The sequence below is a fragment of the Roseateles sp. GW821-FHT03B02 genome (assembly GCF_059421025.1).
Genome location: NZ_JBWKUV010000001.1, coordinates 1,319,252 through 1,340,047 on the forward strand (window position 1 = coordinate 1,319,252; position 20,796 = coordinate 1,340,047).

Genomic DNA, 20,796 nt, shown 5'->3' on the forward strand with positions numbered 1-20,796 from the left:
TGACATGCAGCCAAGAAAAAAGGGCGCCGCGAGGAGGCGCCCTTTCGAGGACCGGATCGCGCCGGATCATGCCAGCCGGCTTGCAGGCCGTCTGGCCTTCGTCCGACGCCGGACTCAGAACCGGTAGCCGATGCCGAACTTGATGGACACGGGGTCCAGCGTGGTCTCGATGGTCTGGCCGGTGGACAGGCTGCCGGTGGTCTTGATGAAGGTCTTGGTGACCGACAGGCTGGCCGACCAGTCCCTGGTGACGTTGTAGGCGCCGCCGAGTTCCACGGTCGTGCCAAAGCGGCTCTTCATGGACAGCGTCGTCGGGTTGCTGCTCGTGCCGCCGGTGATGCCGGACAGCACGGCCGTGGCGCGCGGCTTGAAGAAATAGCCGTAGGTGACGCCCGCGCCGACGAAGGGGCGCAAGGCACTGTTCGCATCGCCGAAGCGGTACTGGGCCAGCAGCGTGGCTGGCAGGGACTTGACGGTGCCCAGCTTGCCCACGCCATCGATGGCGCCGGCGCCGACGACGTCGTGCTTGAAGGGCGCCGAGATCGGCAGGTCGATGCTGATGTTGTCGGTCCAGTAGTAGGTGATGCCGCCGACGAAGGAAGTGGCCTTCTTTACGTCGACCTTGGTGCCGGCCAGGCTGGGCGCGGTCAGGTCACCGCTGTCGACGCGGGGGGTGATCTGGGCGGCGCCGCCGTAGACGACGACGCTGCCGGCCGACTGCGCGAAGGCACTGCCTGCAGCGAAGGAGGCCAGCAGCGCGGCCACGGCACCGGGGAGGAGCTTGGTTTTCATGGGTTTTCTCCGAATGTGTCGAGGTGCGGCTTACAGCCAACCCTTGATGGCCAGGGACTTGCCGATCAGCTGCTGCGTCAGCTGGTGGCCGTAGGGCGTGGGGTGGAAGCTGTCGGAGAAGGCATAGCTCTTCCACCAGTCGACACCTCCGCTGACGCCGGCGGGCGGCGCGGCGGACAGGGCCGTGGCGGTGCAGGTCGGGAAGTCGTAGGTGGGCAGGCCGTCGCTGCCGACACCCTTGATCGGGCAGGCCGGCGTCTTGACGTTGGTGAGGCCGAACTGGGCCGGCGTGGCGACCTGGTCCTGGAAGGCCTTGTAGAAATCGATGACGACGATGTTGTCGTTGCCGGCGAACTTGGCCGCGAGCTGGGTGTTGAAGGCGGTCATCCAGCCCTGGAACAGGGCCTGCGACTGCGCGCGCGCCGTGGCACCGGCCGTGCCCCCGCCACTGGCCGCGGCGATGCCGTCCAGCACCATCTGGAAGCGCGGCGTGAAGGTCACGTCGGGCATGTTCATGAGCACCACGTGCGTGGCGCCCTTGTCGAGCACGCTGGCCTTGATCTGCGCGGCGAACTTGTCGGCCAGGGCCGTCATGTAGGTGGCGCCGATCTGGGCCGTCGTCGTGGCGCCACCCTGCAGCGCGGCGCCGATCTGGGCGGGCGTCAGCAGCGTGCCGAGCAGGGCCGAGTAGGTCTTGCCGGCATCCTTGGGGATGCTCAGGTAGGCACCGACGAGGTCGGCCGCGTCATTGCCGCCGCCGTCGATGATGACGAGGTCGCTGGCCGTGTAGCTGCCGGCCGCGGCATAGGTGGCCATCTGCGTGCCCACGTTCAGCGGGTTGGCCGCGCCGCCGGTGCCGGTGTAGGTGATGCGGCCGCCACCGATCGAGTAGTTGGTGCAGCCAGTTTTGGCCGTGTTGGCCGCGAAGGTGGTGCCGGTGAAGACGAAGAAGTTGCACAGAGTCTGGCCGTAGTTGGCGGCCACGCGCTCGGCGTAGATCAGGTTGTCACTGCTCTGGACGGTGAACTTGTAGCCGAAGGTGCCGCTGTCCTGGATGGAGTCGCCGAACACCTTGACCGACGAGATCTTGACCGCGGGTGTCGTGTCCGCTGTCGCACCGCCGCCGCAGCCGGCGACCAGCAGGCTGCCCAACAGCGCCACCGAGGCGGCGGCGATCCGTGTGGGGAAGGGTTTCATCGTTGTCTCCTGGGCGACGGCACGTCTCGGCCGCATGAAATTCGGGGAGCGCAACTCTAGCCACGGCTTTTTAGAACGGTCGTTCGTTTTTCATCTTGTTTCGCGTAAAGAAACTTCGCTGAAGGGCAGGAGCAAGTCTGTGGATGGCGCCGGGACAACTGCATAGATATCCACAGGCCGGCGCCCTCGCCCGAAGTTGTTCCCAATCGCGGGTCAAGTCGTCCCGGCTCCCGCACACAGCCTTGTGCCGAGGCCAAGCACTTGCCGCGCAAGGACTTTTTTGCCTTGTCCACAGCGCGGGCGGCGCTCTACTACGACCACTACCTTGAAATCTTCAATACCGCTTAGGAATACAGAAGACACTTCCACCATGGATTTCCCAGCGTTGCAGCGCCGCCTGCGCCAGTTCGCCGCCGACCGCGACTGGCAGCCCTACCAGACCCCCAAGAACCTCGCGATGGCCATGACGGTGGAGGCCGCCGAGCTGCTGGAGATCTTCCAGTGGCTCACACCGGAGCAGTCGCTGGAGCTCAGCGACGACCAGCGCCGCCACCTCGGCGAGGAGCTGTCTGACGTGCTGCTGTACCTCGTGCAGATCGCGGACCATGGCGGCGTGGACCTGGATGCCGCTGTCGAGCGCAAGCTGGCCCTGAACGCCATCAAGCACCCGCCCAGGAAGTCTTGAGGAGGTCTTGATGGAAACCATTGCCGTCGTCGACTTCGAGACGACCGGCCTCGGGCCGACCAGCGGGGGCCGTGCCACCGAGATTGCCGCCGTGCTGGTGCGCGACGGCACGATCGTCGATGCCTGGAGCAGCCTGATGAACAGCGGCGCCTGGGTGCCGCCGCAGATCCAGGCGCTGACGGGCATCACCAATGCCATGCTGGCCGACGCGCCGGATTCGGCCAGCGTCATGCGAGAGCTGGCCCGCTTCACCCAAGGCTGCCCGCTGGTTGCCCATAACGCGGCTTTCGACCGGGGCTTCTGGCAGGCCGAGATGGCACGCGCCGGCGTCGCGCCCGACCCGGCGCATGAGTTCGCCTGCACGGTGCTGCTGTCGCGCCGGCTCTGGCCCGAAGCCAGGAGCCATGGCCTGGGCGTGATCACGCAGTTCCACGGCATCCGCTTCGACGGCCGTGCCCACCGCGCGATGGCTGATGCCCGCGTGACGGCGGAGTTGTTACTGAAGGTTCAGACCGAGGTGGCCCGGCGCTTCGCGCTAGACCTGGGCGGCGTGGCCGTGGACCACGCCCTGCTGGCCCAGCTGCAGCGCACGCCGCTGCGCTGGATCAGGCGCGGGCTTGTCGAGCATGTGAAAGCGCAAATCAAGACGGCTTGAGCGCAGGAAAAATTTCTGTCAAGACCCGGCGTCACCGCAATGGGCAAGGACAATCGCGCCCTTTCGTCCCCGTGCTATTGCTCAAGAGTTCCATGTCCGTGATCCAGGTTCGCCCCGCCACCCTGCGCGATGCCAAGGCCATCGCCGAGATTCACGTCGCTGCCAGCCAGGATGCCTACAAGGCCCTGCTGCCCGCGGCCGCGCTGGATGCGATGTCGGTGCAGAAGCGCCAGGCCTTCTGGCGCGAGGCCATCGACCTCTGCGAGCCGCAGGTCATCGTGGCCCATCTCGACAACAAGATCATGGGCTTTGCCGGCTTTGATCGTTCGCGCGACAAGGGCACGCCAGCCACGACCGGCGAGGTCTGGGCGATGTTTGCCGACCCGGTGCACTGGGACAAGGGCGTGGGCCTGGCGCTGTGGGATGCCACGCGCGACGGCCTGCAGGAAGAAGGCTGCACCAAGGCCACGCTGTGGTGCTACCTGCGCAACGAGCGTGCGCTGCGCTTCTTCGAGCTGGCCGGCTTCAAGCGCGAGCTGGGCAGTGCCCGCACGACCGAAGTGGGCGGCGCCCGCGTCGAAGAGATCCGCCTGCATCGCTCCCTCGTCTGAGCTGACGCAAGCGCCCAAGAGAAAAGCGCCCCGCGGGGCGCTTTGTCGTTGTGCCGGCTGCTGATCAGCCGCGACGGCGGCGGGCGATGAAGCCGACGGCCAGCAGGCCGGACAGCATCAGCGCGTAGGTCTGGGGCTCGGGCACGGCGGCCGCCATGGCGATGTTGCCCGTCGGCAGCGACGACGTGACCGCGACCCAGTTGCCGGCATCTGCGAAGGTGGCGAGCCACTGCTCCTTCGTCTTGGCCGGACCGGCGAGCACCGAGCTGCTGATGCTGATGCCGCCTGCCACCTTGTAGTTCAGCGACAGCGCGGTGCTGCCTGCGACCAGGCCCGTCGGCACGGCACTCGTGCCGGAGTCGACGGCGGCCTCGAAGCCGTTGGTGTCGTCCAGCACGAACAGCTGGGTTTGCGTGGCGGTGTTGAACAGCGGGTTGGACGCGTTGCTGTTCTGGAAGGCGGTGATCTGGTCACCCGAGGTACTCAGTGCCAGCGAGGCGTAGCTGCCGGACGTGGCGCCGGCGATGGAACCGCTGGTCGTGAAGCCGCTGGACGTGCTGGAGACGATGGTGCCGGCGCTGACCGCGGCAGTGGCCGTCCAGCGGGTCAGGTTCTCGTTGCCGTCGCCGTCGGTGGCGGTGGAGCCACGGAAGGCGGAGCCGGTCCAGCCGTTGTCAGTGAAGTAGACGACCTCACCGGCCGCGATGTCGTTCAGGGTGACGAACACGAAGGAATCCGGCGCGCCGTTGTTGATGCGGCCGATGATGGCGATGTCGCCGGCGACAAGGGCTGCCTGGGCAGGCGCAGCAGCGGCGGCGGCCAAGGCGAGGGCGAGCAGGGTCTTGGTCATGACTTGTCCGGAAAGTGGAGTGGCGGGTTTGCGGCGCCACTCTGGCGACGCGTCATGACCGAGCCGTGAACGGAGAACTACGGGACGGGCGAGTCCCCCCAACCGAGGGGTGCGGATCTCAGAGGCAGTAGCCGCCGCTTTCCAGCGCCCAGCCGTCGGTGGCGTCGTCGTGGCGCTGCACGTGCACGGGGCTGAGCTTCTTGGCCGCGGCGCGCTCGACCAGGCCCTCGGCCTGCTCGGGTGCCAGCTGCAGTGCGAAGCGGGCCCAACGCTTCTGCACCAGGGGCAGGGCCCAGGCGTCTTCCAGCGCCCAGCGGATTTCGTGAGCTTCCTGCAGCTCGGCCGCGGCCAGCACGCGCGGGGCGAGGGCGAGCAGGAAACGGTTGAAGTCGGTGCGCAGCTGGTCGGTGGGCAGCAGGGCTTCCAGCCGGCTCAGCCGGGCGCTCCAGCCCGGTGTGGCGAGCTGGCGGGTCACGAAGGCCTGCAGGGCCTGGATGGGGTTGAACAGGCGCAGGCGGTTGGGCGGCAGCACGCGCAGCGGGATTTGCGCCGCCTCTTCGTGGCTCAGCGGCGTGACGAAGCTGGTCAGCACGGTCAGCCGCTCCCAGTCGGCTTCGGCCAGGCCGCCGATACGGGTGATGGGGCCGGCCGCACAGCTGGCGGCCATGTCGGCCAGCGCGGCGTGGCCGCGGCTGCCTTTGGCCTGGTTGGCGCGGCGGCTCATGACGGCGAGGTTGCCGGCGGCATAGCCGGCGTCGTCGCGGACGCGGTCGATGCTGCGGTTGTCGGCGCCCAGCAGCTCGCGGGTGACCGGGCAGTGCGAGGTGTCCAGCTGGGCCAGGTGGTGGGGCGTGAGCTGGATGTCCTCGAAGCTGCGGCCGCGCGCCCAGGCATGGGTGCGCAGGGCCAGCCACAGCTCGACCTGGGGGGTGGCGGGCGTGCGCACCGGCCGGCTGGAACGCGAATTGGCCGCCAGCCAGCCGCGCTGCAGCGGCGACTGCGGGTAGAGGTGGGCGATGGGCGGCGTGACGCCGTGCAGCGCGTAGTCGCGGCCCAGGGCCAGGCCGGTGCGCTCGTGGGCGCTGGCTTCGCGCGCGGCGGCCGGGGCGTCGTCCATGTCCAGGTTGAACTGGACGAGGGCGGGGCGGGCATTGGCTTGCAGGTTGATCGCGGCTTGCATGGTGGGCTCCTTGGACTGAGGCTCGCCGGGAAGTCGCGGGCCTTGGAAAGCAGTCTGTGAGCCTGCTGGCTCATGAGATGATCCACCTGGAAAACACTGTGAATTTATTCAGCATGGACCGCACCGAACGCTTCTACAAGATCGAGCAGCTGATCCGTTCCCGCGGCTGCGTGTCCTTCGCGGCGCTGATCGAGGCGCTGGAGGTGTCGCCGGCCACGCTCAAGCGCGACCTGGCCTATCTGCGCGAGCGGCTGGACGCGCCCATCGAGTACGACGCCGGCGACAACGGCTACCGCTTCGGCCAGCAGTGGCGCGGTGGCAAGCACGAGCTGCCGGGCGTGTGGTTCAACGAGGCCGAGCTGCACGCGCTGCTGACCATGCAGCAGATGCTGGCCGGGCTGGACGAACAGGGCGTTGTCGGGCGTCATCTACAGCCCATGTTCGACAAGATCACCGGCATGCTGGGCGTGGACGCTGCCGAGGCCGATGAACTGCGCCGTCGCGTCAAGCTCATCGGCACGGCGCGCCGGCGCATGGCCAGCGACAGCTTCGAGACCGTCGGCAGTGCCGTCGTCAAGCGCCGCCGCCTGGCCATCCGCTACCGCAAGAAGCGCGACGGCGTGGCCAGCGAGCGCGAGGTGTCGCCGCAGCGGCTGGTGCATCACCGCCACGCCTGGTATCTGGACGCCTGGTGCCATGCCAGCAATGCCTACCGCCGATTTGCGCTGGACGGCATCGAGGCAGCCTCGCTGCTGGACAGCGAGGCCAAGGCCGTGCCTCTGGCCGAGCTGGAAGCCGAGCTGGACCAGGGCTACGGCATCTTTGCCGGCGGCACACCGCGCGAGGCCGAGCTGGTGTTCAGTGCCGAGTCGGCGGCCTGGGTGTCGCGAGAGGAATGGCACCCGGCCCAGCGCAGCGACGTCCTGCCTGACGGCCGCTGGCGGCTGCGCCTGCCCTATGTGGATGACACCGAGCTGCTGATGGACCTGCTGCGCCATGCCGGGCAGGTGGAGGTGGTGGCGCCGGCGGCGCTGCGCGAGGCCTATGCGCAGCGCCTGCGCCAGGCCGTTGCCAGCCTGTAGGACAAGCGCGCTTCATTTGCGATGCGTCATATCGGCCGCATCCAATCGCGTTAGGCTTGGCCCGTGTTTGATCCCCGACCGAGGAGCCCGCGATGAGCGACGCAACCCATGCGAAGGAAAAATTGGCCTCTGATTTCCGTGCGGTGATGGACGACATCGACGCGCTGATGACGGCCACGACGAACAAGGCGGACGGCGAGGTCAAGGCCTTGCGCGAACGCATCCAGGACCGCCTCTCCGGTGCCAAGGAAAAGCTGCTGGACGCCCAGCACGAGGCCATCCAGCGCGCCAAGGACGCCGCCACGGCGACCGACGACTATGTGCATGCCAAGCCCTGGCAGGCCATCGGCGTTGCTGCGGCTGTCGGCTTGGCCCTGGGTGTCCTGATCGGCCGCCGCTGATCAAGAGCCCCCCTTGAGCGACGACAAGGAACCCGTCTCCGCGCCGCTACGGCGGCTCGGCGCCTCGATGCTGACGCTCGGCCGCATCCGGCTCGAACTTTTCGCGATCGAGGCGCAGGAAGAGAAGGAGCGCATCGCCAGCCTGCTGCTGTGGGCCGTGCTGGCCGCGCTGCTGGCGGGCTTCGGGCTGCTGATGGTGATCCTGCTCGTCACCGTGGCGCTTTGGGACAGCCACCGGCTGCTCGCCCTGGGCGGCGGCACGGTGGTGCTCGTGGCGGCGGCCGTCTTCGCCGTGCTCAAGGTCAAGGCGCTGATCGATCAGCCAGCCAGCCTCTTCCAGGCCAGCATCGGCGAGTTGCGCGCCGATGCCGACACGCTGCGGCGCCGGCCGGGGCCATGATCCCGAGGATTCCCGCCGACCCGGCCGAGCGCGCCGAGCGCAAGGCCAATCTGCTGCTCGCTTCAGAGTTGCTGCGCGGGCAGGCCGCCCTGGCGGTGGATGACCTGGGAGGGCGCGCCGACGGCCTCGTCGTGCGCGTGATGGCCTGGCGCAGCCTGCTGTCCAATCCCATCGTGCTCGCTGCAGCCGGCGGGGGCGCCGCCTTCTTCGCGGCGAGCGGCCAGCAGCAGCGTGGCCGGCTCTGGCGTGGGCTGCGCTGGGCCTGGCTGGCGTGGCGACTCTGGCGCCGCCGCCAGCCCTAGATCAGCGGACTGTCGCGGCCCCGCGTGTGGGCCGGCGCGGTGTCCAGCTCGTGCAGCCAGGGCATGGCCGAATCACGCCAGACCTGCACCATGGGCTTGAGCTGGGCCCGTTCGTTCACGCAGCCCAGGCGGAAGTTCAGTGTCCTGGGCACGTCCGCCTCGGTGGCGAAGAGCTGAGTGCCGCAGTCGCCGCAGAAGGCCTGGGCGCGCCGGTTGCCGCTGGCGGCCACCTTCACGTAGTTCCTGGGCGAACCCTGCAACTCGACCTGGTCGACCGGGATGGGCACCACGGCGCGGAAGGGCCCGCCGGAGATGACCTGGCAGTCGCTGCAGTGGCAGGCAAAGACCTTGGCGGGGTCTGCCAGCGCCGTGAAACGGACGGCGCCGCAATGGCATTGGCCGGTGATCTTCATGAATGGCTCCTTCAGTTTCCCGCAGCGTCCAGGCGCTTCATGCGCTCGCTCTGCCAGTAGACGTCGTCACCGCCCAGCCCGTCGAGGTTGGCGCGGTTGAGCACGCGGGCCAGCACGAAGAGCAGGTCCGACAGCCGGTTCAGGTACTGGCGCGGCGCGGCGTTGATAGGCTCGGTCGCGGCCAGCGTGATGACGGCACGTTCGGCGCGGCGGGCGATGGTTCGGCACACATGCGCGATGGCCGCGCTGCGCGTGCCGGCCGGCAGGATGAATTCCTTGAGCCGCGGCAGGTGCTCGTTGTAGTGCTCCAGCGCCTCGTCCAGGCGCAGCACGGCGGCGTCCTTCAGCAGCGTGCCGCCGGGCCAGGAGAGTTCGCCGCCGAGGTTGAAGAGCTCGTGCTGGATGGTGACGAGCAGGTCGCGGACGTCGTCGGGCAGGGGTTCGGCCAGCAGCAGGCCGAGGTTGGAGTTCAGCTCGTCGACGTCGCCCATGGCCTGCACGCGCAGGTGGGTCTTGGGCACGCGGCTACCGTCGGACAGGCCGGTGGTGCCGTCGTCGCCGGTGCGGGTGGCGATCTGTGAAAGTCGGTTGCCCATGATGGCGGGTGCGGGTCGGTGGTCGGACCCGCATCCTGCCTGAATCTCAGGGGCCGCGGCGGTGCTGGGTCAGTGGCGGCGGCCGCTGCGGTGGAAGTCGGGCTTGTGTGCCGGCGCGGCGTGCGGGTGCAGGCCCGGGTTGTCCGGCAGTTGCTCGACGGCGAGCCCGGCCGGCGGTTTCTGGCCCGGGTTGCGGGACTGGCCCGTCAGCTCACGCCAGCGCGCCACCAGCACGTCGAAACGGAGGGCGCCGAGCGCGAGCAGCGCAACGGCGAGGATCAGCAACAGCCAGGTGAGACTCATGGTGAAAGCTCCGGTGAGGACAGCCCCATGCTGGCACCGTCGGCGGCGCGCTGCAACACAATCCGCTGATGTGGATCAGGAGAGTCGTCGATGAACGCGCCCACCCCGTTTGACGCCGTTCGGGACGCCGTCGCGGCGCCGCTGCCCGAGGGGCTGCTGGCCGCCCTGCAGGCCCAGTTCGGCGCGCGCTGCTCGACGGCGCTGGCCGTGCGCCAGCAGCATGGCCGCGACGAATCCGTCTTCGACGTGCCGCCGCCGCAGGCCGTCGTCTTCGCCGAGAGCGAGGCAGAGGTCGCTCGCGTCGTCGCGCTGTGTGCCGAGGCCTGCGTGCCGGTCATCCCCTACGGTGCCGGCTCGTCGCTGGAAGGCCATCTGCTGGCCGTGCGCGGCGGCATCAGCCTGGATATGTCGCGCATGAACCGGGTGCTGCGCATCGATGCCGAGGACCTCACGGTTACCGTGCAGCCTGGGGTCACGCGCAAGCAGCTGAACGAGGCGCTCAAGCACGAGGGTCTGTTCTTCCCCATCGACCCCGGCGCCGACGCGTCGCTGGGCGGCATGGCCGCCACGCGCGCCAGCGGCACGAACGCGGTGCGCTACGGCACCATGCGCGAGAACGTGCTGGGCCTGCGCTTCGTGTCGGCCAGCGGCGAGGTCGTGCGCACCGGCTCGCGCGCAAGGAAGAGCAGCGCGGGCTACGACCTGACGCGGCTGCTGATCGGCAGCGAGGGCACGCTGGGCGTCATCACCGAGCTGACGGTGAAGGTGCACCCGCTGCCCGAGGCGGTGTCGGCGGCGGTCTGCTTCTTCCCCACGATCGATGCCGCCGTGCGCACGGCCATGCAGATCATCCAGATCGGCGTGCCCATCGCCCGCTGCGAGCTGCTGGATGCCAACGCGATCAAGGCCGTCAACGCCCACGACAAGCTGGGCCTGAAGGAGGCGCCCATGCTGCTGATGGAGTTCCACGGCAGCGAGGCCGGTGTGGCCGAACAGGCCGCGATGGTGCAGGAGGTGGCGGCCGACCACGGCGGCGAGGCCTTTGAGTGGGCCACCACGCCCGAGGCGCGCACGCGGCTGTGGACAGCGCGCCACCACGCCTACCTCTCCGGCCTGCAGATGCGCCCCGGCTGCCGTGCCGTGACGACGGACACCTGTGTGCCCATCTCGCGGCTGGCGGAGAACATCAACGCTTCCGTCGCCGAGGTCGAGCAAGCGGGCTTGCCCTACTTCATCGTCGGCCATGTCGGCGACGGCAATTTTCATATGGCCTATCTGCTGGACCCCGTCGACCCCGGGGAGCTGGCGACGGCCGAGCGCCTGAGCGCGCAGATGGTGGCGCGGGCGATTGCGCTGGAGGGCACCTGCACGGGCGAGCATGGCATCGGGCTGCACAAGCAGGGCTTCCTGCTGGACGAGACGGGGGTGGAGGCGGTGGCGCTGATGCGGGCCGTCAAGGCGGCGCTGGACCCGCTGGGCATCCTCAATCCGGGGAAGGTCTTCGCTTCCTCAAACTGAACGAGGCTATTGCCGTCCGGGCTTCCTAAACTGGGTCGATGAACACCACCGCCGCCCCGCCCGCTGGCGCGCTGCGCCAGTTCGATGACCTGCCCGGCCCGCGCGGCGTGCCGGTGTTCGGCAACCTGCTGCAGATCGACTCCACGCGGGTGCACCAGCAGGTGGAGGCCTGGTGCAAGGAGTTCGGGCCGATCTTCAAGCTGAAGCTGGGCAGGCGGCGCCTCGTCGTCGTCGGCGACCACGAACTGATCAGCACGGCGCTGCGAGACCGGCCCGAGGGCTTCCGGCGCACGCAGCGGCTGGAGGACGTGGGCCGCGAAATGGGCCTGAACGCGGGGCTGTTCGCCGCCAATGGCGAGGTGTGGAAGCGCCAGCGCCGCATGGTCATGGCCGGGTTCGACCCCGTGCACGTGAAGCGCTACTACCCCTTCCTCCTGCGCGTGGCCGAGCGCCTTGTCGGGCGCTGGCAGGTGGCCGCGCGTGAAGACCGCCGCATCGAGCTGCAGGCCGACCTGATGCGCTTCACGGTGGACGCCGTGGCGGGCCTGGCCTTCGGCGAGGACGTCAACACGCTGCAGTCCGACGAGGACGTCATCCAGCAGCACCTGAACCGCATCTTCCCGGCGCTGTTCCGCCGCATCTTCGCGCCGCTGCCAACCTGGCGCTGGTGGCCCTCGGCCGAGGACCGTGCGCTGGTGCGCAGTGTGGCGGAGGTGAACGTGGCCGTGCAGGGCTTCATCGCCAAGGCGCGGGCGCGGCTGGCCGCTGACCCGGCGCTGCGCGAGGAGCCGGGCAATCTGCTGGAGGCCATGCTGGCGGCGGCCGACGAACCCGGCAGCGGCATCGACGACGAGCAGGTGGCCGGCAATGTGCTGACCATGCTGCTGGCCGGCGAGGACACGACGGCCAACACGCTGGCCTGGATGATCTGGCTGCTGTGGCAGCACCCCGAGGCGCGGGCCCAGGCGCGGGCCGAGGTGGATCGCATCTGTGGCGACACGGCCCTGCCCAGCCTGGAGCAGCTGGGGCAACTGGACTTCGTCGAGGCCTGCGCGCACGAGACGATGCGGCTGCGGCCGGTGGCGCCCATCAACACCATGCAGGCCGTGCGCGACACGCGCGTGGGCGACGTGCAGGTGAGCGCCGGCATGGTGGTCATGGCCGTCATGCGGCGCGATGCCACCAGCGAGCGCCACCTGGATCATGCGGCGGCCTTCGACCCGGCGCGCTGGTTGCTCGACGCCAAGCAGGCCGGGGCGGCCAAGCGCTTGAGCATGCCCTTCGGCGCCGGGCCGCGTATCTGCCCGGGGCGCTACCTGGCGCTGATGGAGATCACGCTCGCCGCGGCGGTGCTGCTGCGGCATTTCGACCTGGCGGCGGTGGACACGCCCGATGGCCGGGCGCCGCGCGAGCTGCTGCAACTGGCGATGGGGCCGGTGGGACTCTCGATGCGGCTGCGCTCGCGCGGTTGGCCACAATCCTCCACTTCGCAGCCCTCTTGAGAAGACATCCATGTTCAACCACATCATGGTCGGCACCAACGACATCGAGCGCAGCAAGCGCTTCTACGACGCGGTGCTGGCCGTACTCGGCGCGCCTGCGGGCTTTCCCAGCGCGGCGCCGTCGGGCCACCAGCGCGTGTTCTACCGCCATGGCGGCAACAGCTTTGGCATCAGCCAGCCCATCAACGGCGAGCCGGCCTGCCACGCCAACGGCGGCACCATCGGCTTCAAGTGCGAATCGGCCGAGCAGGTGAAGGCCTTCCACGACGTGGCCGTGGCCCATGGCGGCCAGTCCATCGAAGAGCCGCCCGGCCTGCGCGAGGGCGCACTGGGTGCGATGCACCTGAGCTATGTGCGCGACCCCGACGGCAACAAGCTCTGCGCCGTCTACCGCCTGCCCAAGGCCTGAGCGCGGTCGGTCAGCGGCGGCGCAGCGTCATCAGGGCCGCCAGGGCCAGCACCAGCAGGCTCAGCGTCGACGGCTCGGGCACGCTGCTGGTCGGCCCGGTGGCCTGCGGCGAGACCTCGAAGTCGGTCAGGCGCCAGCGACCGGTGGGCAGGCCGCCGTTGAGCCCGTCCGTGCTGGCCAGCAGGCCCCAGAAGTCCAGCACGCGGTTGCCGGGGTTCTGGTCGAAGGCGGTGCGGAAGAAGTGCTCGTACAGGCCGTTGCCCGACACCTGTGGCGTGGCCCCCGGGAAGGCATAGGCCGCGGGCGTGCCGCTGCGCGACCAGGGCTGGCTGAGGCTGAGCAGCATGTCGTTCGTCAGCATGGGTGCGGTGTCGGTCGAGGTGGCGCCGACGCGGACCGAGCCCAGGCTCGCGCCCGCGGCAGCCGCGGTGGCGAAGTGCGCGTTGCCGAGCTGGATGTGCAGGGCCGAGATGCTGTCGTAGCTCCACACCCAGGTGCCCGCCGAGGGGGTGTTGCGGGTCAGCTGGTCATCGAAGTCCAGTGCCAGGCTCAGCGAGATGTCGCGCAGCTGGTTCCAGCTGTTCGTGCCGTTGACGCTTTGGGCCAGCGCGTTGGCGGCGGCCGAGTTCAGCGTGGCCTGGCTGCTGGTGGCGGTGTAGAGGCCGTTGATGTGCAGCGTCATGGGCGCGGCCTGCGAGGGCAGGCCGGCGAGCAGGGCGCTGGCAGCAAGTGTGACCTGGTGCAGGGTACGGGTGATGGAGCGCATGGCGGGTCTCGTGGAGGAGTGGGTCTCTTCGTGAAACGCCGCCTGGCTGCCGCAAAAGGCCCATGCACCCCCGCGAATGGGTGTTCGCGCCGCCATGAAAAACGCCGCCCGGAGGCGGCGTCGGAGGTCGGGCCAAGGGCCTTTAGAACATCGCCTTGAACTGCACGCCGTAGGTGCGCGGCTCGTTGATGAAGCCGGTCAGGTTGTTGAAGTCGATGGCACCGGTCACGCGGACCTGGTTGGTGAGGTTGCGCACGAAGCCGGCGGCCTCGTACTTGCCGTTGCCCCAGACGTAGCCCACGCGCAGGCCGCCTTCCGTGAGGGCCTTGCCGGTGAACTCGGTGGCCTCGTACAGGAAGAAGTTGACCTTGGAGCGGTAGGCCCAGTCGGTGTAGACGTAGACCTCGTCGCCGCTGGCCAGCGGGATGCTCCAGCGGGCGGTGAGGTTGTAGGTCCACTTCGGCGCGTTGGGCAGGGCGTTGCCGTCCACCATGGCGTTGCCGTTGACGATGGGGTCCAGCACCGTCGGGAAGGTGCCGTTGACCTTCAGCGAGCCGCCCGGGGGCACGCCCAGGGCCGCGTCCTTGATCTTCGTGTTGTTCAGCGAGCCGCCGAAGGTGACGAGCAGGTCCGGCGTGATCAGCGCTTCGAGGTTGAGTTCGGCGCCGTTGCCGGTGGCCTTCTTGGCGTTGAGCAGGCGGGTGGCGTTGCTGCTGCCGCCCACGGCCGTCAGCTGCAGGTCCTTGACGGCGTAGCTGAACAGCGAGCCGGACAGGCGCAGCGTGCGCTTGAGCAGTTCGCTCTTGAAGCCCACCTCATACGAGTTGACGCTTTCCGGGCCGGCCTGGGACTGGCCGGCGAAGGCCGAGGCGTTCTGCATGGACGACGCGCGGAAGCCGTTGGCGTAGCGGGCGTAGAGGTTGGTCGTCGCGTCGAGCTTGTAGGTGGCGGACAGGTCGCCGCTCCACTTGCCGTCGTCCGTGCTGGCGGTCGTGCCGGCCGAGGTGTTGAACAGGCCGGTGCCGACGTGGGTGGTGGACAGGTCCTTCTTGTCCTTGGTGTAGCGCAGGCCGGCGCGCACCTTCAGCTCGTTGCTGACGGCGTAGTTCACCGAACCGAAAGCGGCCCAGGCCTTGTTGGTCTGGGAGGTGTAGATGTGGTCGGCTTGGGCGTGGGTGGTCGTGTTGTAGGTGATGTTGTCGATCGTGTACTTCTCGTCGAAGGCGTACACGCCGGCCTGCCAGCTCAGGGGGCCGCCGGTGTTGGACTCCAGGCGCACCTCCTGCGTCAGCTGGCGGTGGCCGTTCATGCCGCTGCCGGTCTCGGACTGGAAAGGCACGCCGGCCTGGCCGGGAACGCCGCCGTCGATGTCGCCGCGCGACAGCGGCTTCACGTGCTCGCCGCCGGTGATCGAGTAGACGTTGACGCCGGGCAGCGACCACTTCAGGCGCAGGCTGCCGCCGGTCTGCTTGAGGGTCTGCTCGTTGACGCCGTTGAAGGCGACGGTGTCGCTGCTGAAGCCGTCGGCCAGGTCGTTCGTGCCGCGCTTGATGGCGTTGGCGCGGAAGAGGCGCGGGCTGCCGTCCAGGTCGCGCACGTGCACGTTGGCCAGCGCGCTGAACTGCTTGTGCGGCTCGTACAGCACCTGGGCACGCACGGCGGTGTCGCGGTAGCCCTCGGTCTTGGGCGTGGCGGCACCCGCGGCGGTGTTGTCCACCCAGTCGCTACGGCGCTGGCTCTGCGCGGAGATGCGTGCGGCCCAGTCGCCCGACAGCGGCAGGTTGGCTGCGCCTTCGAGGTTCAGCGTGCCGTAGTTGCCGACCGTCACGCTGGCGTAGCCGTCCTGCTTGTGGCTGGGCTTGACGGAGTCGAACTTGACGACGCCGGCCGGGGTGTTGCGGCCGAACAGCGTGCCCTGCGGGCCGGCGACCACTTCCACCGCGGCGGTGTCGAAGATGGGGAAGCCCTTGAGGATGGGGTTCTCCTGGATCACGTCGTCGACGATGACGCTGACCGGCTGCGAGGCGTTGAGGCGGAAGTCGGTGTTGCCGTAGCCGCGCAGGTAGAAGCGCGGGAAGGCGCGGCCGAAGCTGGACTCGATGTTCAGGCTGGGCACGCGGCCCGACAGGAAGCGCAGGTCCTGGCCGCCGGAGGCCAGCACGTCGAGCTTCTCGCCGCTGATCTTGCTGACGGCGTTGGGCACGTCCTGGATGTTCTCGGCACGGCGCTCGGCCGTGATGACGACGGTTTCGAGCTGGCTGCGGTCCTTGGGGGCCTCCTGGGCCAGGGTGGGCAGGGCGGCGCTGAGGGCCAGGGCCAGCAGGGTCAAGCGGGGGGCGTACATCTGACAGCGACTCCAAAAAATACGGCCCCAAAGCAGGGCCGGCGGCGATTGTGCGGAGCGCCGCGTGACGTGACGGTGGTCAGGCCCGGGGGTGTTGCGCAAGTCTGACGGACCCGTCAGTTTTCAGACGGGCGAGGCTGGTGCCCGCGCACCGCAGCCGTGCCGGCGCGCACGAGAATGCGGCGCATGAAACGCCGCCCCCTCCTCGCCGGCCTGGCTTTCGCGCCATTGGCCCGCCGCAGCCTCGCCGCCACCGCCCCGGACTTCGCCGCGCTGGAGCGCGGCGTGCAGGGGCGCCTGGGCTTGTTCGCGCTCGACACCGGCAGCGGCCGCACGCTGGCCCACCGGGCCGACGAGCGCTTCTCCACCGCCTCCACCTTCAAGATCCTGCTGGCCACGCGTGTGGCCCAGGGCGTGGAAGGCGGGCGCTGGCGCTGGGAGGACGAGGTCACGCTGCACAGGAGCGACCGCGTGGCCCACTCGCCCGCCTTCGACCGGCTGCTGCCCCGCGGCCGCGCGACGCTGGCGGAACTGGTGCAGGGCATCGTCGTGGAGAGCGACAACCCCTGCGCCAACCTGCTGCTGCGTCACTGCTGCGACTCGCCCGCGGGCCTGACGATGTGGCTGCGGGAGCAGGGCGACGCCGTCACGCGGCTGGACCGCTGGGAGCTGGAGCTCAACGAGAACGCGCCCGGTGACCCGCGCGACACCAGCTCGCCGCGCGCCTTCGCCAGGACGCTGCAGCACCTGCTGCTCGGCCCCGGCCTGAGCCGCCCCAACCAGGCGCGACTGTGGGCGGACCTGCAGGCCTCGCAGACGGGGCTGAAGCGCCTGCGCGCGGGCGTGCCGGACGCCGGCTGGCGCGTCATCGACAAGACCGGCACCGGCTGGCGCGGCGCCGTCAACGACGTGGCGCTGGTGTTCCCGCCGGACGGGCGCTCGCCCTGGGTGGTCGTGGCGCTGCAGTCGGATTCGCGCGCCTCGACGGACGAGCTGAGCGCCGTGCTGGCTGACGCGATGCGCCTGGTGGTGCGCGCCTGGGCTTGAGCCCGGTGCCCGTGGCTAGGCCAGCGGCGCGAACTCGCTGACCGTGCGGTCGCGCCCGTCCAGCTTGGCCCGGTAGAGGGCGCGGTCGGCGCGGTCGATGGCCAGGTGCAGGTCCTCGCCCGGCGCGCACTCGGCCACGCCGGCCGAGAAGGTGATGTGCAGGCCCGGCACGATGGCGTCGAAAGGCGTCGCCGCCAGGGCCGCGCGCAGCCGTTCGACGAGGGCGGCGGCCGTCTGCGCGCTGGCCTGCGGCGTGACGACTAGGAACTCCTCGCCCCCCCAGCGGCCGGCGAAGTCGCTGGCGCGCAGCGTCGCGTGCAACGTGGCGGCGAACTGGCGCAGCACCGCGTCGCCGGCGGCATGGCCATGGTTGTCGTTGACGGCCTTGAAGTGGTCGATGTCGATCAGCACCAGGCTCATGGTCTGGCCGCTCTGGCGCTGGTTGAGCTGCTCGGCGGCCAGGCGCTCGCTGAGGTGGCGGCGGTTGCTGATGCGGGTGAGCTCGTCGTGGTGGGCCAGGTACTGGATGCGGGCCAGCGCCGCGCGCAACTCGGCCGTGCGCGCGCCCAGCCTGGCGCGCAGCCGGGCCATGTTGACCGACAGCACCGACACCGCCGTCATCAGGATGGCCGCGAAGCTGAAGTGCAGCAGTTCGACCGCGAGCGGGAAGCGCACCGGGTCTGTGCTGGCGCCATGGGCCATCGCCGCGCCCAGCGCGGCCAGCCCGAACAGGTAGAGGCCGAAGGCCTGGCGCTGCGACAGCACGAACATGCCCCAGACCAGGTTGAGCAGCATGATGGCGATGATGGCCCCGCGCAGCGGTGGGTCGATGGCATAGCCCCAGGCCGTGATCAGCACGCCGAAGAGCGACTGCGGCAGCGTCAGCGAGGGGTCGCTGCCCAGGTGCCGGCTCAGGCCGGTGCGCACCAGCAGGTAGAAGGCCGTGATGCCCGCCAGGCTGATGCCGCTGACCCAGGCGCCGGGGCCGGCTTCCATCAGGCCGAGGTTGACCTGCACCGCCACGTTCAGCGCGAACAGGCCGTAGACCGTCAACGCCAGCAGCGTCAGCTTCACCGCCCCGCGGCCCTGGCCTTCGGGGCCGAGCAGCCAGCCGGTCCAGCCCTTGGGGCCGGATGCGGAGTGGGGCGCGGGTGTCGGCACGGTGTCTGGCAGGGTGCGGGAGCGCCGGGGAGGATAGCGGTCGCCGCGCCGGCGTGGCGGCAGGACACAGTTCGTTGCACGGCGAAGCGTCGCGGGGTTGATGGCGCCCACACTGGCTGCAACCCATCCACCCGCGAGCACACCATGTCCATCACCTGCTTCATCCGCTACGAACTCGACCCTTTCCAGCGCGAGGCCTTCCGGGAATACGCCCAGGCCTGGGGCCGCATCATTCCTCGCCTGGGTGGCCGTCTGCTGGGCTACTGGCTGCCGTGGGAAGGCACGAACGACGAGGCCTGGGGCCTGGTCGGCTTCGACTCGCTGGCCGACTACGAGGCCTACCGCACGCGGCTCAAGGCCGACCCCGAGGCGCAGGCCAATTTCGAGTTCGCGAAAGCGCAGCGCTTCATCCGCCGCGAGGAACGCACTTTCTGTGAGGATGTGCGCCCATGATCGCCGTCATCTTCGAAGTGCAGCCCACCGAGGCGGGCCGCCCCGCCTATCTCGACCATGCTGCGGTGCTCAAGCCCATGCTGGAACAGATGGACGGCTTCATCTCCGTGGAGCGCTTCCAGAGCCTGGCCGACCCGGGCAAGCTGCTGTCGCTGTCGTTCTGGCGCGACGAAGCCGCCGTGCGCGGCTGGCGCGAGATGGAGCGTCATCGCGAGGCCCAGGCGGCCGGCCGCGGCGGGTTGTTTTCCGACTACCGGCTGCGTGTGGCCCAGGTCGTGCGCGACTACGGGTTGAACGACCGCGAGCAGGTGCCACGATGACCGCCGAGCCGCGCCTGGCCCGGGTGGCGGCGGCGATTGCCGACCCGACGCGGGCGCGCGTGCTGGCCCGCCTGCTCGACGGCCGCCTGCACACGGCGGGCGAGCTGGCCACGCACGCGGGCGTGACGGCGGCCACCATGTCGGCCCACCTCAAGCTGCTGGTGGACGAAGGCTTGGCCCGCATGCGGCCGCAGGGGCGGCATCGCTATTTCGGCCTGGCCGATGGCGACGTGGCGCATGCGCTGGAGGCTTTGCTGCGCGTGGCCGATGGCCGCGACGCCGGCCCCGCTGCCGACCTGAAGCGCTGGCAGAAGCCCGGGATGCGCGGCCTGCGGCATGCACGCAGCTGCTACGGGCATCTGGCGGGCGAGTTGGGTGTGAAGTGGCGCGAGATGCTGCTGGCCAAGGGCTGGGTGACGGCGGCGCCGGACGGGCGGTATGACCTCAGTGAAGCAGGCCGCGAGGCGTTGGCGCCACTGATGCCGGAAGGTTTTGGCACCAATGGCCGCGTGCTCTACGACTGCGTGGACTGGTCCGAACGCCGCGACCACTTCGCCGGGCCGCTGGCGGTAGCGTGGTTGGAGGCGATGCTGGCCCGGGGCTGGCTGCGGCGCAGCGAGGCCTCGCGCGAGCTGCGCATGACGCCGGTGGGGCAAATGGCGCTCGCGGATGGCTTGCTGGCGGCGGGTCGTTGACCCCACCGGCCCTGGCCGCGGAGGGCGGCCGGCAGAATGCCTCTTGCGTTTCACTCCTGCGTTTGTCCCATGGCCTGGTTGCTGCTCGTCGTCGCCGGTTTGCTCGAAGTCGGCTGGGCCATCGGCCTGAAGTACACCGAGGGCTTCACGCGCCCGTTGCCCACCGTGCTGACCGTGGGTGCCATGGTGCTCAGCGTCGGCCTGCTAGGCGTGGCGATGAAGACGCTGCCGGTGGGCACGGCCTATGCCATCTGGGTGGGCGTGGGGGCCGTGGGCACGGCCGCACTCGGCATGGTGCTGTTCGGCGAGGCGGCGACGGTGGGGCGGCTGGTCAGCCTGGGGCTGATCGTTGCCGGCATCGTGGGGTTGAAGCTGGCGTCCTGAAGCCGGCCTTGCGAGGCGAGGCTACTTCGGGAAGCGCTCCAGCCGCCTGGCGTCCTTCGGGGGCTCGTACTGCGCCATGTTGAGCTGCATGGCGAGCAGGGTGTAGTAGGCGTTGACGCCGGTGAGATCGACCACGCCCTGCTTGCCGAAGCGCTTCTCGGCACGCGCGTAGGTGGCATCGGAGACGCGCTTGTTGCGATGCAGTTCGATGGAGAAGTCGTAGACGGTCTCTTCGTCCTCGCTCATGCCCACAGGCCGTCGGCCGTCGGCGATGGCGTCGGCAACGGCCGGCTTGATGCCGGCCTTGAGGGCGATGGGGTGGTGGACGTACCACTCGTAGTCCTGCGTCCATTCGCGTGCCGTCACGAGGATGACCAGCTCGCTCAGCGTGGTGCCGATGGCGGACTTGTAGCGCAGGTAGTCGCCCATGGCTCGCGCCTGGGTCATGACCTGGGGGCTGTACATCAGCGGTTCGAAGGGCCCGAAGACCGGCACTTTGCGGGCGGCCTCGAAGTCGGCGGCGGCCTGCTTCTGCTCGGGCGTGTAGCTGGCCGGCGGGATGGTGGGCAGGCGGGCCTGGGCACAGGCCGGGCCGGCGTGCCAGCACAAGGCGGCCAGGGTGGCTGCAGCGATCAGGGAGCGGTTGCGCATCGATAACCTCCGGGGTGTGGCGGGTTTGCCTGCCCGGCCCAGGATATCGGCCGCCATGGGCGGCGGCCCTGGGGTTTGC

25 protein-coding genes and 1 pseudogene are annotated in these 20,796 nt (G+C 69.6%); 15 read left to right on the top strand and 11 right to left on the bottom strand.

Annotation, left to right across the window (positions count from 1 at the left end; genetic code table 11):
- Nucleotides 1-114: 114 nt before the first annotated feature.
- Nucleotides 115-792, bottom strand: coding sequence for an OmpW/AlkL family protein (locus tag AC07VX_RS05890; RefSeq protein WP_493162598.1), 678 nt, complete (start codon nucleotides 790-792; stop codon nucleotides 115-117).
- 30 nt (nucleotides 793-822) lie between these two features.
- A complete protein-coding gene (locus tag AC07VX_RS05895) occupies nucleotides 823-1,989 on the bottom strand; it encodes an SGNH/GDSL hydrolase family protein (protein WP_493162597.1) in 1,167 nt (388 codons plus the stop codon).
- 370 nt (nucleotides 1,990-2,359) lie between these two features.
- Between AC07VX_RS05895 and AC07VX_RS05900 the strand changes: the two genes are divergently transcribed.
- The 3 genes from AC07VX_RS05900 to AC07VX_RS05910 all read left to right on the top strand — a co-directional run bounded on the left by AC07VX_RS05900 (nucleotide 2,360) and on the right by AC07VX_RS05910 (nucleotide 3,940).
- The gene (locus AC07VX_RS05900) at nucleotides 2,360-2,674 is read left to right on the top strand and encodes a nucleotide pyrophosphohydrolase (protein WP_493162596.1); all 315 of its coding nucleotides are present in this window, start codon (nucleotides 2,360-2,362) and stop codon (nucleotides 2,672-2,674) included.
- A gap of 10 nt (nucleotides 2,675-2,684) precedes the next feature.
- Nucleotides 2,685-3,329, top strand: coding sequence for a 3'-5' exonuclease (locus AC07VX_RS05905; RefSeq protein WP_493162595.1), 645 nt, complete (start codon nucleotides 2,685-2,687; stop codon nucleotides 3,327-3,329).
- A 92-nt stretch (nucleotides 3,330-3,421) separates the two neighbouring features.
- Nucleotides 3,422-3,940, top strand: coding sequence for a GNAT family N-acetyltransferase (locus AC07VX_RS05910; RefSeq protein WP_056875792.1), 519 nt, complete (start codon nucleotides 3,422-3,424; stop codon nucleotides 3,938-3,940).
- A gap of 64 nt (nucleotides 3,941-4,004) precedes the next feature.
- Here the strand turns inward: AC07VX_RS05910 and AC07VX_RS05915 are convergent, their stop codons facing one another.
- Both AC07VX_RS05915 and AC07VX_RS05920 read right to left on the bottom strand, forming a co-directional pair.
- The gene (locus tag AC07VX_RS05915; RefSeq protein ID WP_493162593.1) at nucleotides 4,005-4,790 is read right to left on the bottom strand and encodes a PEP-CTERM sorting domain-containing protein; all 786 of its coding nucleotides are present in this window, start codon (nucleotides 4,788-4,790) and stop codon (nucleotides 4,005-4,007) included.
- Nucleotides 4,791-4,908: 118 nt separating this feature from the next.
- The gene (locus AC07VX_RS05920; RefSeq protein ID WP_493162592.1) at nucleotides 4,909-5,970 is read right to left on the bottom strand and encodes a hypothetical protein; all 1,062 of its coding nucleotides are present in this window, start codon (nucleotides 5,968-5,970) and stop codon (nucleotides 4,909-4,911) included.
- 113 nt (nucleotides 5,971-6,083) lie between these two features.
- On the opposite strand from AC07VX_RS05920, the gene AC07VX_RS05925 reads away from it, so the two are divergent.
- From AC07VX_RS05925 to AC07VX_RS05940, 4 genes are all read left to right on the top strand, one after another.
- Entirely contained in the window at nucleotides 6,084-7,052 is a 969-nt protein-coding gene (locus AC07VX_RS05925; RefSeq protein ID WP_493162591.1) for a helix-turn-helix transcriptional regulator, read from the top strand.
- 92 nt (nucleotides 7,053-7,144) lie between these two features.
- Nucleotides 7,145-7,453, top strand: coding sequence for an ElaB/YgaM/YqjD family protein (locus AC07VX_RS05930; protein WP_493162590.1), 309 nt, complete (start codon nucleotides 7,145-7,147; stop codon nucleotides 7,451-7,453).
- Between the two features lie 13 nt (nucleotides 7,454-7,466).
- The gene (locus AC07VX_RS05935) at nucleotides 7,467-7,853 is read left to right on the top strand and encodes a phage holin family protein (protein WP_493162589.1); all 387 of its coding nucleotides are present in this window, start codon (nucleotides 7,467-7,469) and stop codon (nucleotides 7,851-7,853) included.
- The gene (locus tag AC07VX_RS05940) at nucleotides 7,850-8,155 is read left to right on the top strand and encodes a hypothetical protein (RefSeq protein WP_493162588.1); all 306 of its coding nucleotides are present in this window, start codon (nucleotides 7,850-7,852) and stop codon (nucleotides 8,153-8,155) included. Before AC07VX_RS05935 ends, AC07VX_RS05940 begins: the two co-directional genes overlap by 4 nt.
- Here the strand turns inward: AC07VX_RS05940 and AC07VX_RS05945 are convergent.
- The 3 genes from AC07VX_RS05945 to AC07VX_RS05955 form a co-directional block, all read right to left on the bottom strand.
- On the bottom strand, nucleotides 8,152-8,568 hold the full coding sequence (locus tag AC07VX_RS05945; protein WP_493162587.1) for a GFA family protein: 417 nt from the start codon (nucleotides 8,566-8,568) through the stop codon (nucleotides 8,152-8,154). The two genes, AC07VX_RS05940 and AC07VX_RS05945, sit on opposite strands and share 4 nt — an antisense overlap.
- Before the next feature lie 11 nt (nucleotides 8,569-8,579).
- Nucleotides 8,580-9,164: a cob(I)yrinic acid a,c-diamide adenosyltransferase gene (locus tag AC07VX_RS05950; RefSeq protein ID WP_493162586.1), complete on the bottom strand. Its 585-nt coding sequence runs from the start codon at nucleotides 9,162-9,164 to the stop codon at nucleotides 8,580-8,582.
- Between the two features lie 69 nt (nucleotides 9,165-9,233).
- Nucleotides 9,234-9,467: a hypothetical protein gene (locus AC07VX_RS05955; RefSeq protein ID WP_493162585.1), complete on the bottom strand. Its 234-nt coding sequence runs from the start codon at nucleotides 9,465-9,467 to the stop codon at nucleotides 9,234-9,236.
- Nucleotides 9,468-9,557: 90 nt separating this feature from the next.
- Between AC07VX_RS05955 and AC07VX_RS05960 the strand changes: the two genes are divergently transcribed.
- From AC07VX_RS05960 to AC07VX_RS05970, 3 genes are read left to right on the top strand one after another with little or no spacing between them, the layout of a single operon-like run.
- Nucleotides 9,558-10,985 carry an FAD-binding oxidoreductase gene (locus AC07VX_RS05960; RefSeq protein WP_493162584.1) on the top strand — a complete coding sequence of 476 codons (1,428 nt, stop codon included), beginning with the start codon at nucleotides 9,558-9,560 and terminating at the stop codon, nucleotides 10,983-10,985.
- 38 nt (nucleotides 10,986-11,023) lie between these two features.
- Entirely contained in the window at nucleotides 11,024-12,487 is a 1,464-nt protein-coding gene (locus AC07VX_RS05965) for a cytochrome P450 (RefSeq protein ID WP_493162583.1), read from the top strand.
- Between the two features lie 10 nt (nucleotides 12,488-12,497).
- Nucleotides 12,498-12,896 carry a VOC family protein gene (locus tag AC07VX_RS05970; protein ID WP_493162582.1) on the top strand — a complete coding sequence of 133 codons (399 nt, stop codon included), beginning with the start codon at nucleotides 12,498-12,500 and terminating at the stop codon, nucleotides 12,894-12,896.
- 10 nt (nucleotides 12,897-12,906) lie between these two features.
- Here AC07VX_RS05970 and AC07VX_RS05975 read toward each other — a convergent pair whose 3' ends face one another.
- Nucleotides 12,907-13,662, bottom strand: a complete 756-nt coding sequence (locus AC07VX_RS05975; RefSeq protein ID WP_493162581.1) for a PEP-CTERM sorting domain-containing protein — start codon at nucleotides 13,660-13,662, stop codon at nucleotides 12,907-12,909.
- Nucleotides 13,663-13,804: 142 nt separating this feature from the next.
- Nucleotides 13,805-16,006 (bottom strand): TonB-dependent receptor, encoded by a 2,202-nt coding sequence (locus AC07VX_RS05980; RefSeq protein ID WP_493162580.1) that lies wholly within the window; start codon nucleotides 16,004-16,006, stop codon nucleotides 13,805-13,807.
- Between the two features lie 186 nt (nucleotides 16,007-16,192).
- On the opposite strand from AC07VX_RS05980, the gene bla reads away from it, so the two are divergent.
- Nucleotides 16,193-17,053, top strand: a complete 861-nt coding sequence (bla, locus tag AC07VX_RS05985) for a class A beta-lactamase (RefSeq protein WP_493162579.1) — start codon at nucleotides 16,193-16,195, stop codon at nucleotides 17,051-17,053.
- 15 nt (nucleotides 17,054-17,068) lie between these two features.
- Here the strand turns inward: bla and AC07VX_RS05990 are convergent, their stop codons facing one another.
- On the bottom strand, nucleotides 17,069-18,214 hold the full coding sequence (locus tag AC07VX_RS05990; protein WP_493162578.1) for a GGDEF domain-containing protein: 1,146 nt from the start codon (nucleotides 18,212-18,214) through the stop codon (nucleotides 17,069-17,071).
- A gap of 144 nt (nucleotides 18,215-18,358) precedes the next feature.
- On the opposite strand from AC07VX_RS05990, the gene AC07VX_RS05995 reads away from it, so the two are divergent.
- The 4 genes and pseudogenes from AC07VX_RS05995 to sugE all read left to right on the top strand — a co-directional run bounded on the left by AC07VX_RS05995 (nucleotide 18,359) and on the right by sugE (nucleotide 20,066).
- Nucleotides 18,359-18,667 carry an NIPSNAP family protein gene (locus tag AC07VX_RS05995; RefSeq protein ID WP_493162577.1) on the top strand — a complete coding sequence of 103 codons (309 nt, stop codon included), beginning with the start codon at nucleotides 18,359-18,361 and terminating at the stop codon, nucleotides 18,665-18,667.
- A pseudogene (locus AC07VX_RS06000) lies at nucleotides 18,664-19,018 on the top strand (antibiotic biosynthesis monooxygenase family protein); the annotation flags it as partial. The gene AC07VX_RS05995 and the pseudogene AC07VX_RS06000, both read left to right, overlap by 4 nt.
- Complete coding sequence (locus AC07VX_RS06005) at nucleotides 18,984-19,682, top strand: ArsR/SmtB family transcription factor (protein ID WP_493162576.1); 699 nt, start codon at nucleotides 18,984-18,986, stop codon at nucleotides 19,680-19,682. The pseudogene AC07VX_RS06000 and the gene AC07VX_RS06005, both read left to right, overlap by 35 nt.
- A gap of 69 nt (nucleotides 19,683-19,751) precedes the next feature.
- Complete coding sequence (gene sugE, locus AC07VX_RS06010) at nucleotides 19,752-20,066, top strand: quaternary ammonium compound efflux SMR transporter SugE (RefSeq protein WP_493162574.1); 315 nt, start codon at nucleotides 19,752-19,754, stop codon at nucleotides 20,064-20,066.
- A 21-nt stretch (nucleotides 20,067-20,087) separates the two neighbouring features.
- Here sugE and AC07VX_RS06015 read toward each other — a convergent pair whose 3' ends face one another.
- Nucleotides 20,088-20,717, bottom strand: a complete 630-nt coding sequence (locus tag AC07VX_RS06015; RefSeq protein ID WP_493162573.1) for a carboxymuconolactone decarboxylase family protein — start codon at nucleotides 20,715-20,717, stop codon at nucleotides 20,088-20,090.
- Nucleotides 20,718-20,796: the final 79 nt, after the last annotated feature.

Excerpts from the sequence above, each read along its gene's own strand:
- AC07VX_RS05890 (WP_493162598.1), bottom strand. The coding sequence starts at position 792 with ATGAAAACCAAGCTCCTCCCCGGTGCCGTGGCCGCGCTGCTGGCCTCC.
- AC07VX_RS05895 (WP_493162597.1), bottom strand. The coding sequence starts at position 1,989 with ATGAAACCCTTCCCCACACGGATCGCCGCCGCCTCGGTGGCGCTGTTG.
- AC07VX_RS05900 (WP_493162596.1), top strand. The coding sequence starts at position 2,360 with ATGGATTTCCCAGCGTTGCAGCGCCGCCTGCGCCAGTTCGCCGCCGAC.
- AC07VX_RS05905 (WP_493162595.1), top strand. The coding sequence starts at position 2,685 with ATGGAAACCATTGCCGTCGTCGACTTCGAGACGACCGGCCTCGGGCCG.
- AC07VX_RS05910 (WP_056875792.1), top strand. The coding sequence starts at position 3,422 with ATGTCCGTGATCCAGGTTCGCCCCGCCACCCTGCGCGATGCCAAGGCC.
- AC07VX_RS05915 (WP_493162593.1), bottom strand. The coding sequence starts at position 4,790 with ATGACCAAGACCCTGCTCGCCCTCGCCTTGGCCGCCGCCGCTGCTGCG.
- AC07VX_RS05920 (WP_493162592.1), bottom strand. The coding sequence starts at position 5,970 with ATGCAAGCCGCGATCAACCTGCAAGCCAATGCCCGCCCCGCCCTCGTC.
- AC07VX_RS05925 (WP_493162591.1), top strand. The coding sequence starts at position 6,084 with ATGGACCGCACCGAACGCTTCTACAAGATCGAGCAGCTGATCCGTTCC.
- AC07VX_RS05930 (WP_493162590.1), top strand. The coding sequence starts at position 7,145 with ATGAGCGACGCAACCCATGCGAAGGAAAAATTGGCCTCTGATTTCCGT.
- AC07VX_RS05940 (WP_493162588.1), top strand. The coding sequence starts at position 7,850 with ATGATCCCGAGGATTCCCGCCGACCCGGCCGAGCGCGCCGAGCGCAAG.
- AC07VX_RS05945 (WP_493162587.1), bottom strand. The coding sequence starts at position 8,568 with ATGAAGATCACCGGCCAATGCCATTGCGGCGCCGTCCGTTTCACGGCG.
- AC07VX_RS05950 (WP_493162586.1), bottom strand. The coding sequence starts at position 9,164 with ATGGGCAACCGACTTTCACAGATCGCCACCCGCACCGGCGACGACGGC.
- AC07VX_RS05955 (WP_493162585.1), bottom strand. The coding sequence starts at position 9,467 with ATGAGTCTCACCTGGCTGTTGCTGATCCTCGCCGTTGCGCTGCTCGCG.
- AC07VX_RS05960 (WP_493162584.1), top strand. The coding sequence starts at position 9,558 with ATGAACGCGCCCACCCCGTTTGACGCCGTTCGGGACGCCGTCGCGGCG.
- AC07VX_RS05965 (WP_493162583.1), top strand. The coding sequence starts at position 11,024 with ATGAACACCACCGCCGCCCCGCCCGCTGGCGCGCTGCGCCAGTTCGAT.
- AC07VX_RS05970 (WP_493162582.1), top strand. The coding sequence starts at position 12,498 with ATGTTCAACCACATCATGGTCGGCACCAACGACATCGAGCGCAGCAAG.
- AC07VX_RS05975 (WP_493162581.1), bottom strand. The coding sequence starts at position 13,662 with ATGCGCTCCATCACCCGTACCCTGCACCAGGTCACACTTGCTGCCAGC.
- AC07VX_RS05980 (WP_493162580.1), bottom strand. The coding sequence starts at position 16,006 with ATGTACGCCCCCCGCTTGACCCTGCTGGCCCTGGCCCTCAGCGCCGCC.
- bla (WP_493162579.1), top strand. The coding sequence starts at position 16,193 with ATGAAACGCCGCCCCCTCCTCGCCGGCCTGGCTTTCGCGCCATTGGCC.
- AC07VX_RS05995 (WP_493162577.1), top strand. The coding sequence starts at position 18,359 with ATGTCCATCACCTGCTTCATCCGCTACGAACTCGACCCTTTCCAGCGC.
- AC07VX_RS06005 (WP_493162576.1), top strand. The coding sequence starts at position 18,984 with ATGACCGCCGAGCCGCGCCTGGCCCGGGTGGCGGCGGCGATTGCCGAC.
- sugE (WP_493162574.1), top strand. The coding sequence starts at position 19,752 with ATGGCCTGGTTGCTGCTCGTCGTCGCCGGTTTGCTCGAAGTCGGCTGG.
- AC07VX_RS06015 (WP_493162573.1), bottom strand. The coding sequence starts at position 20,717 with ATGCGCAACCGCTCCCTGATCGCTGCAGCCACCCTGGCCGCCTTGTGC.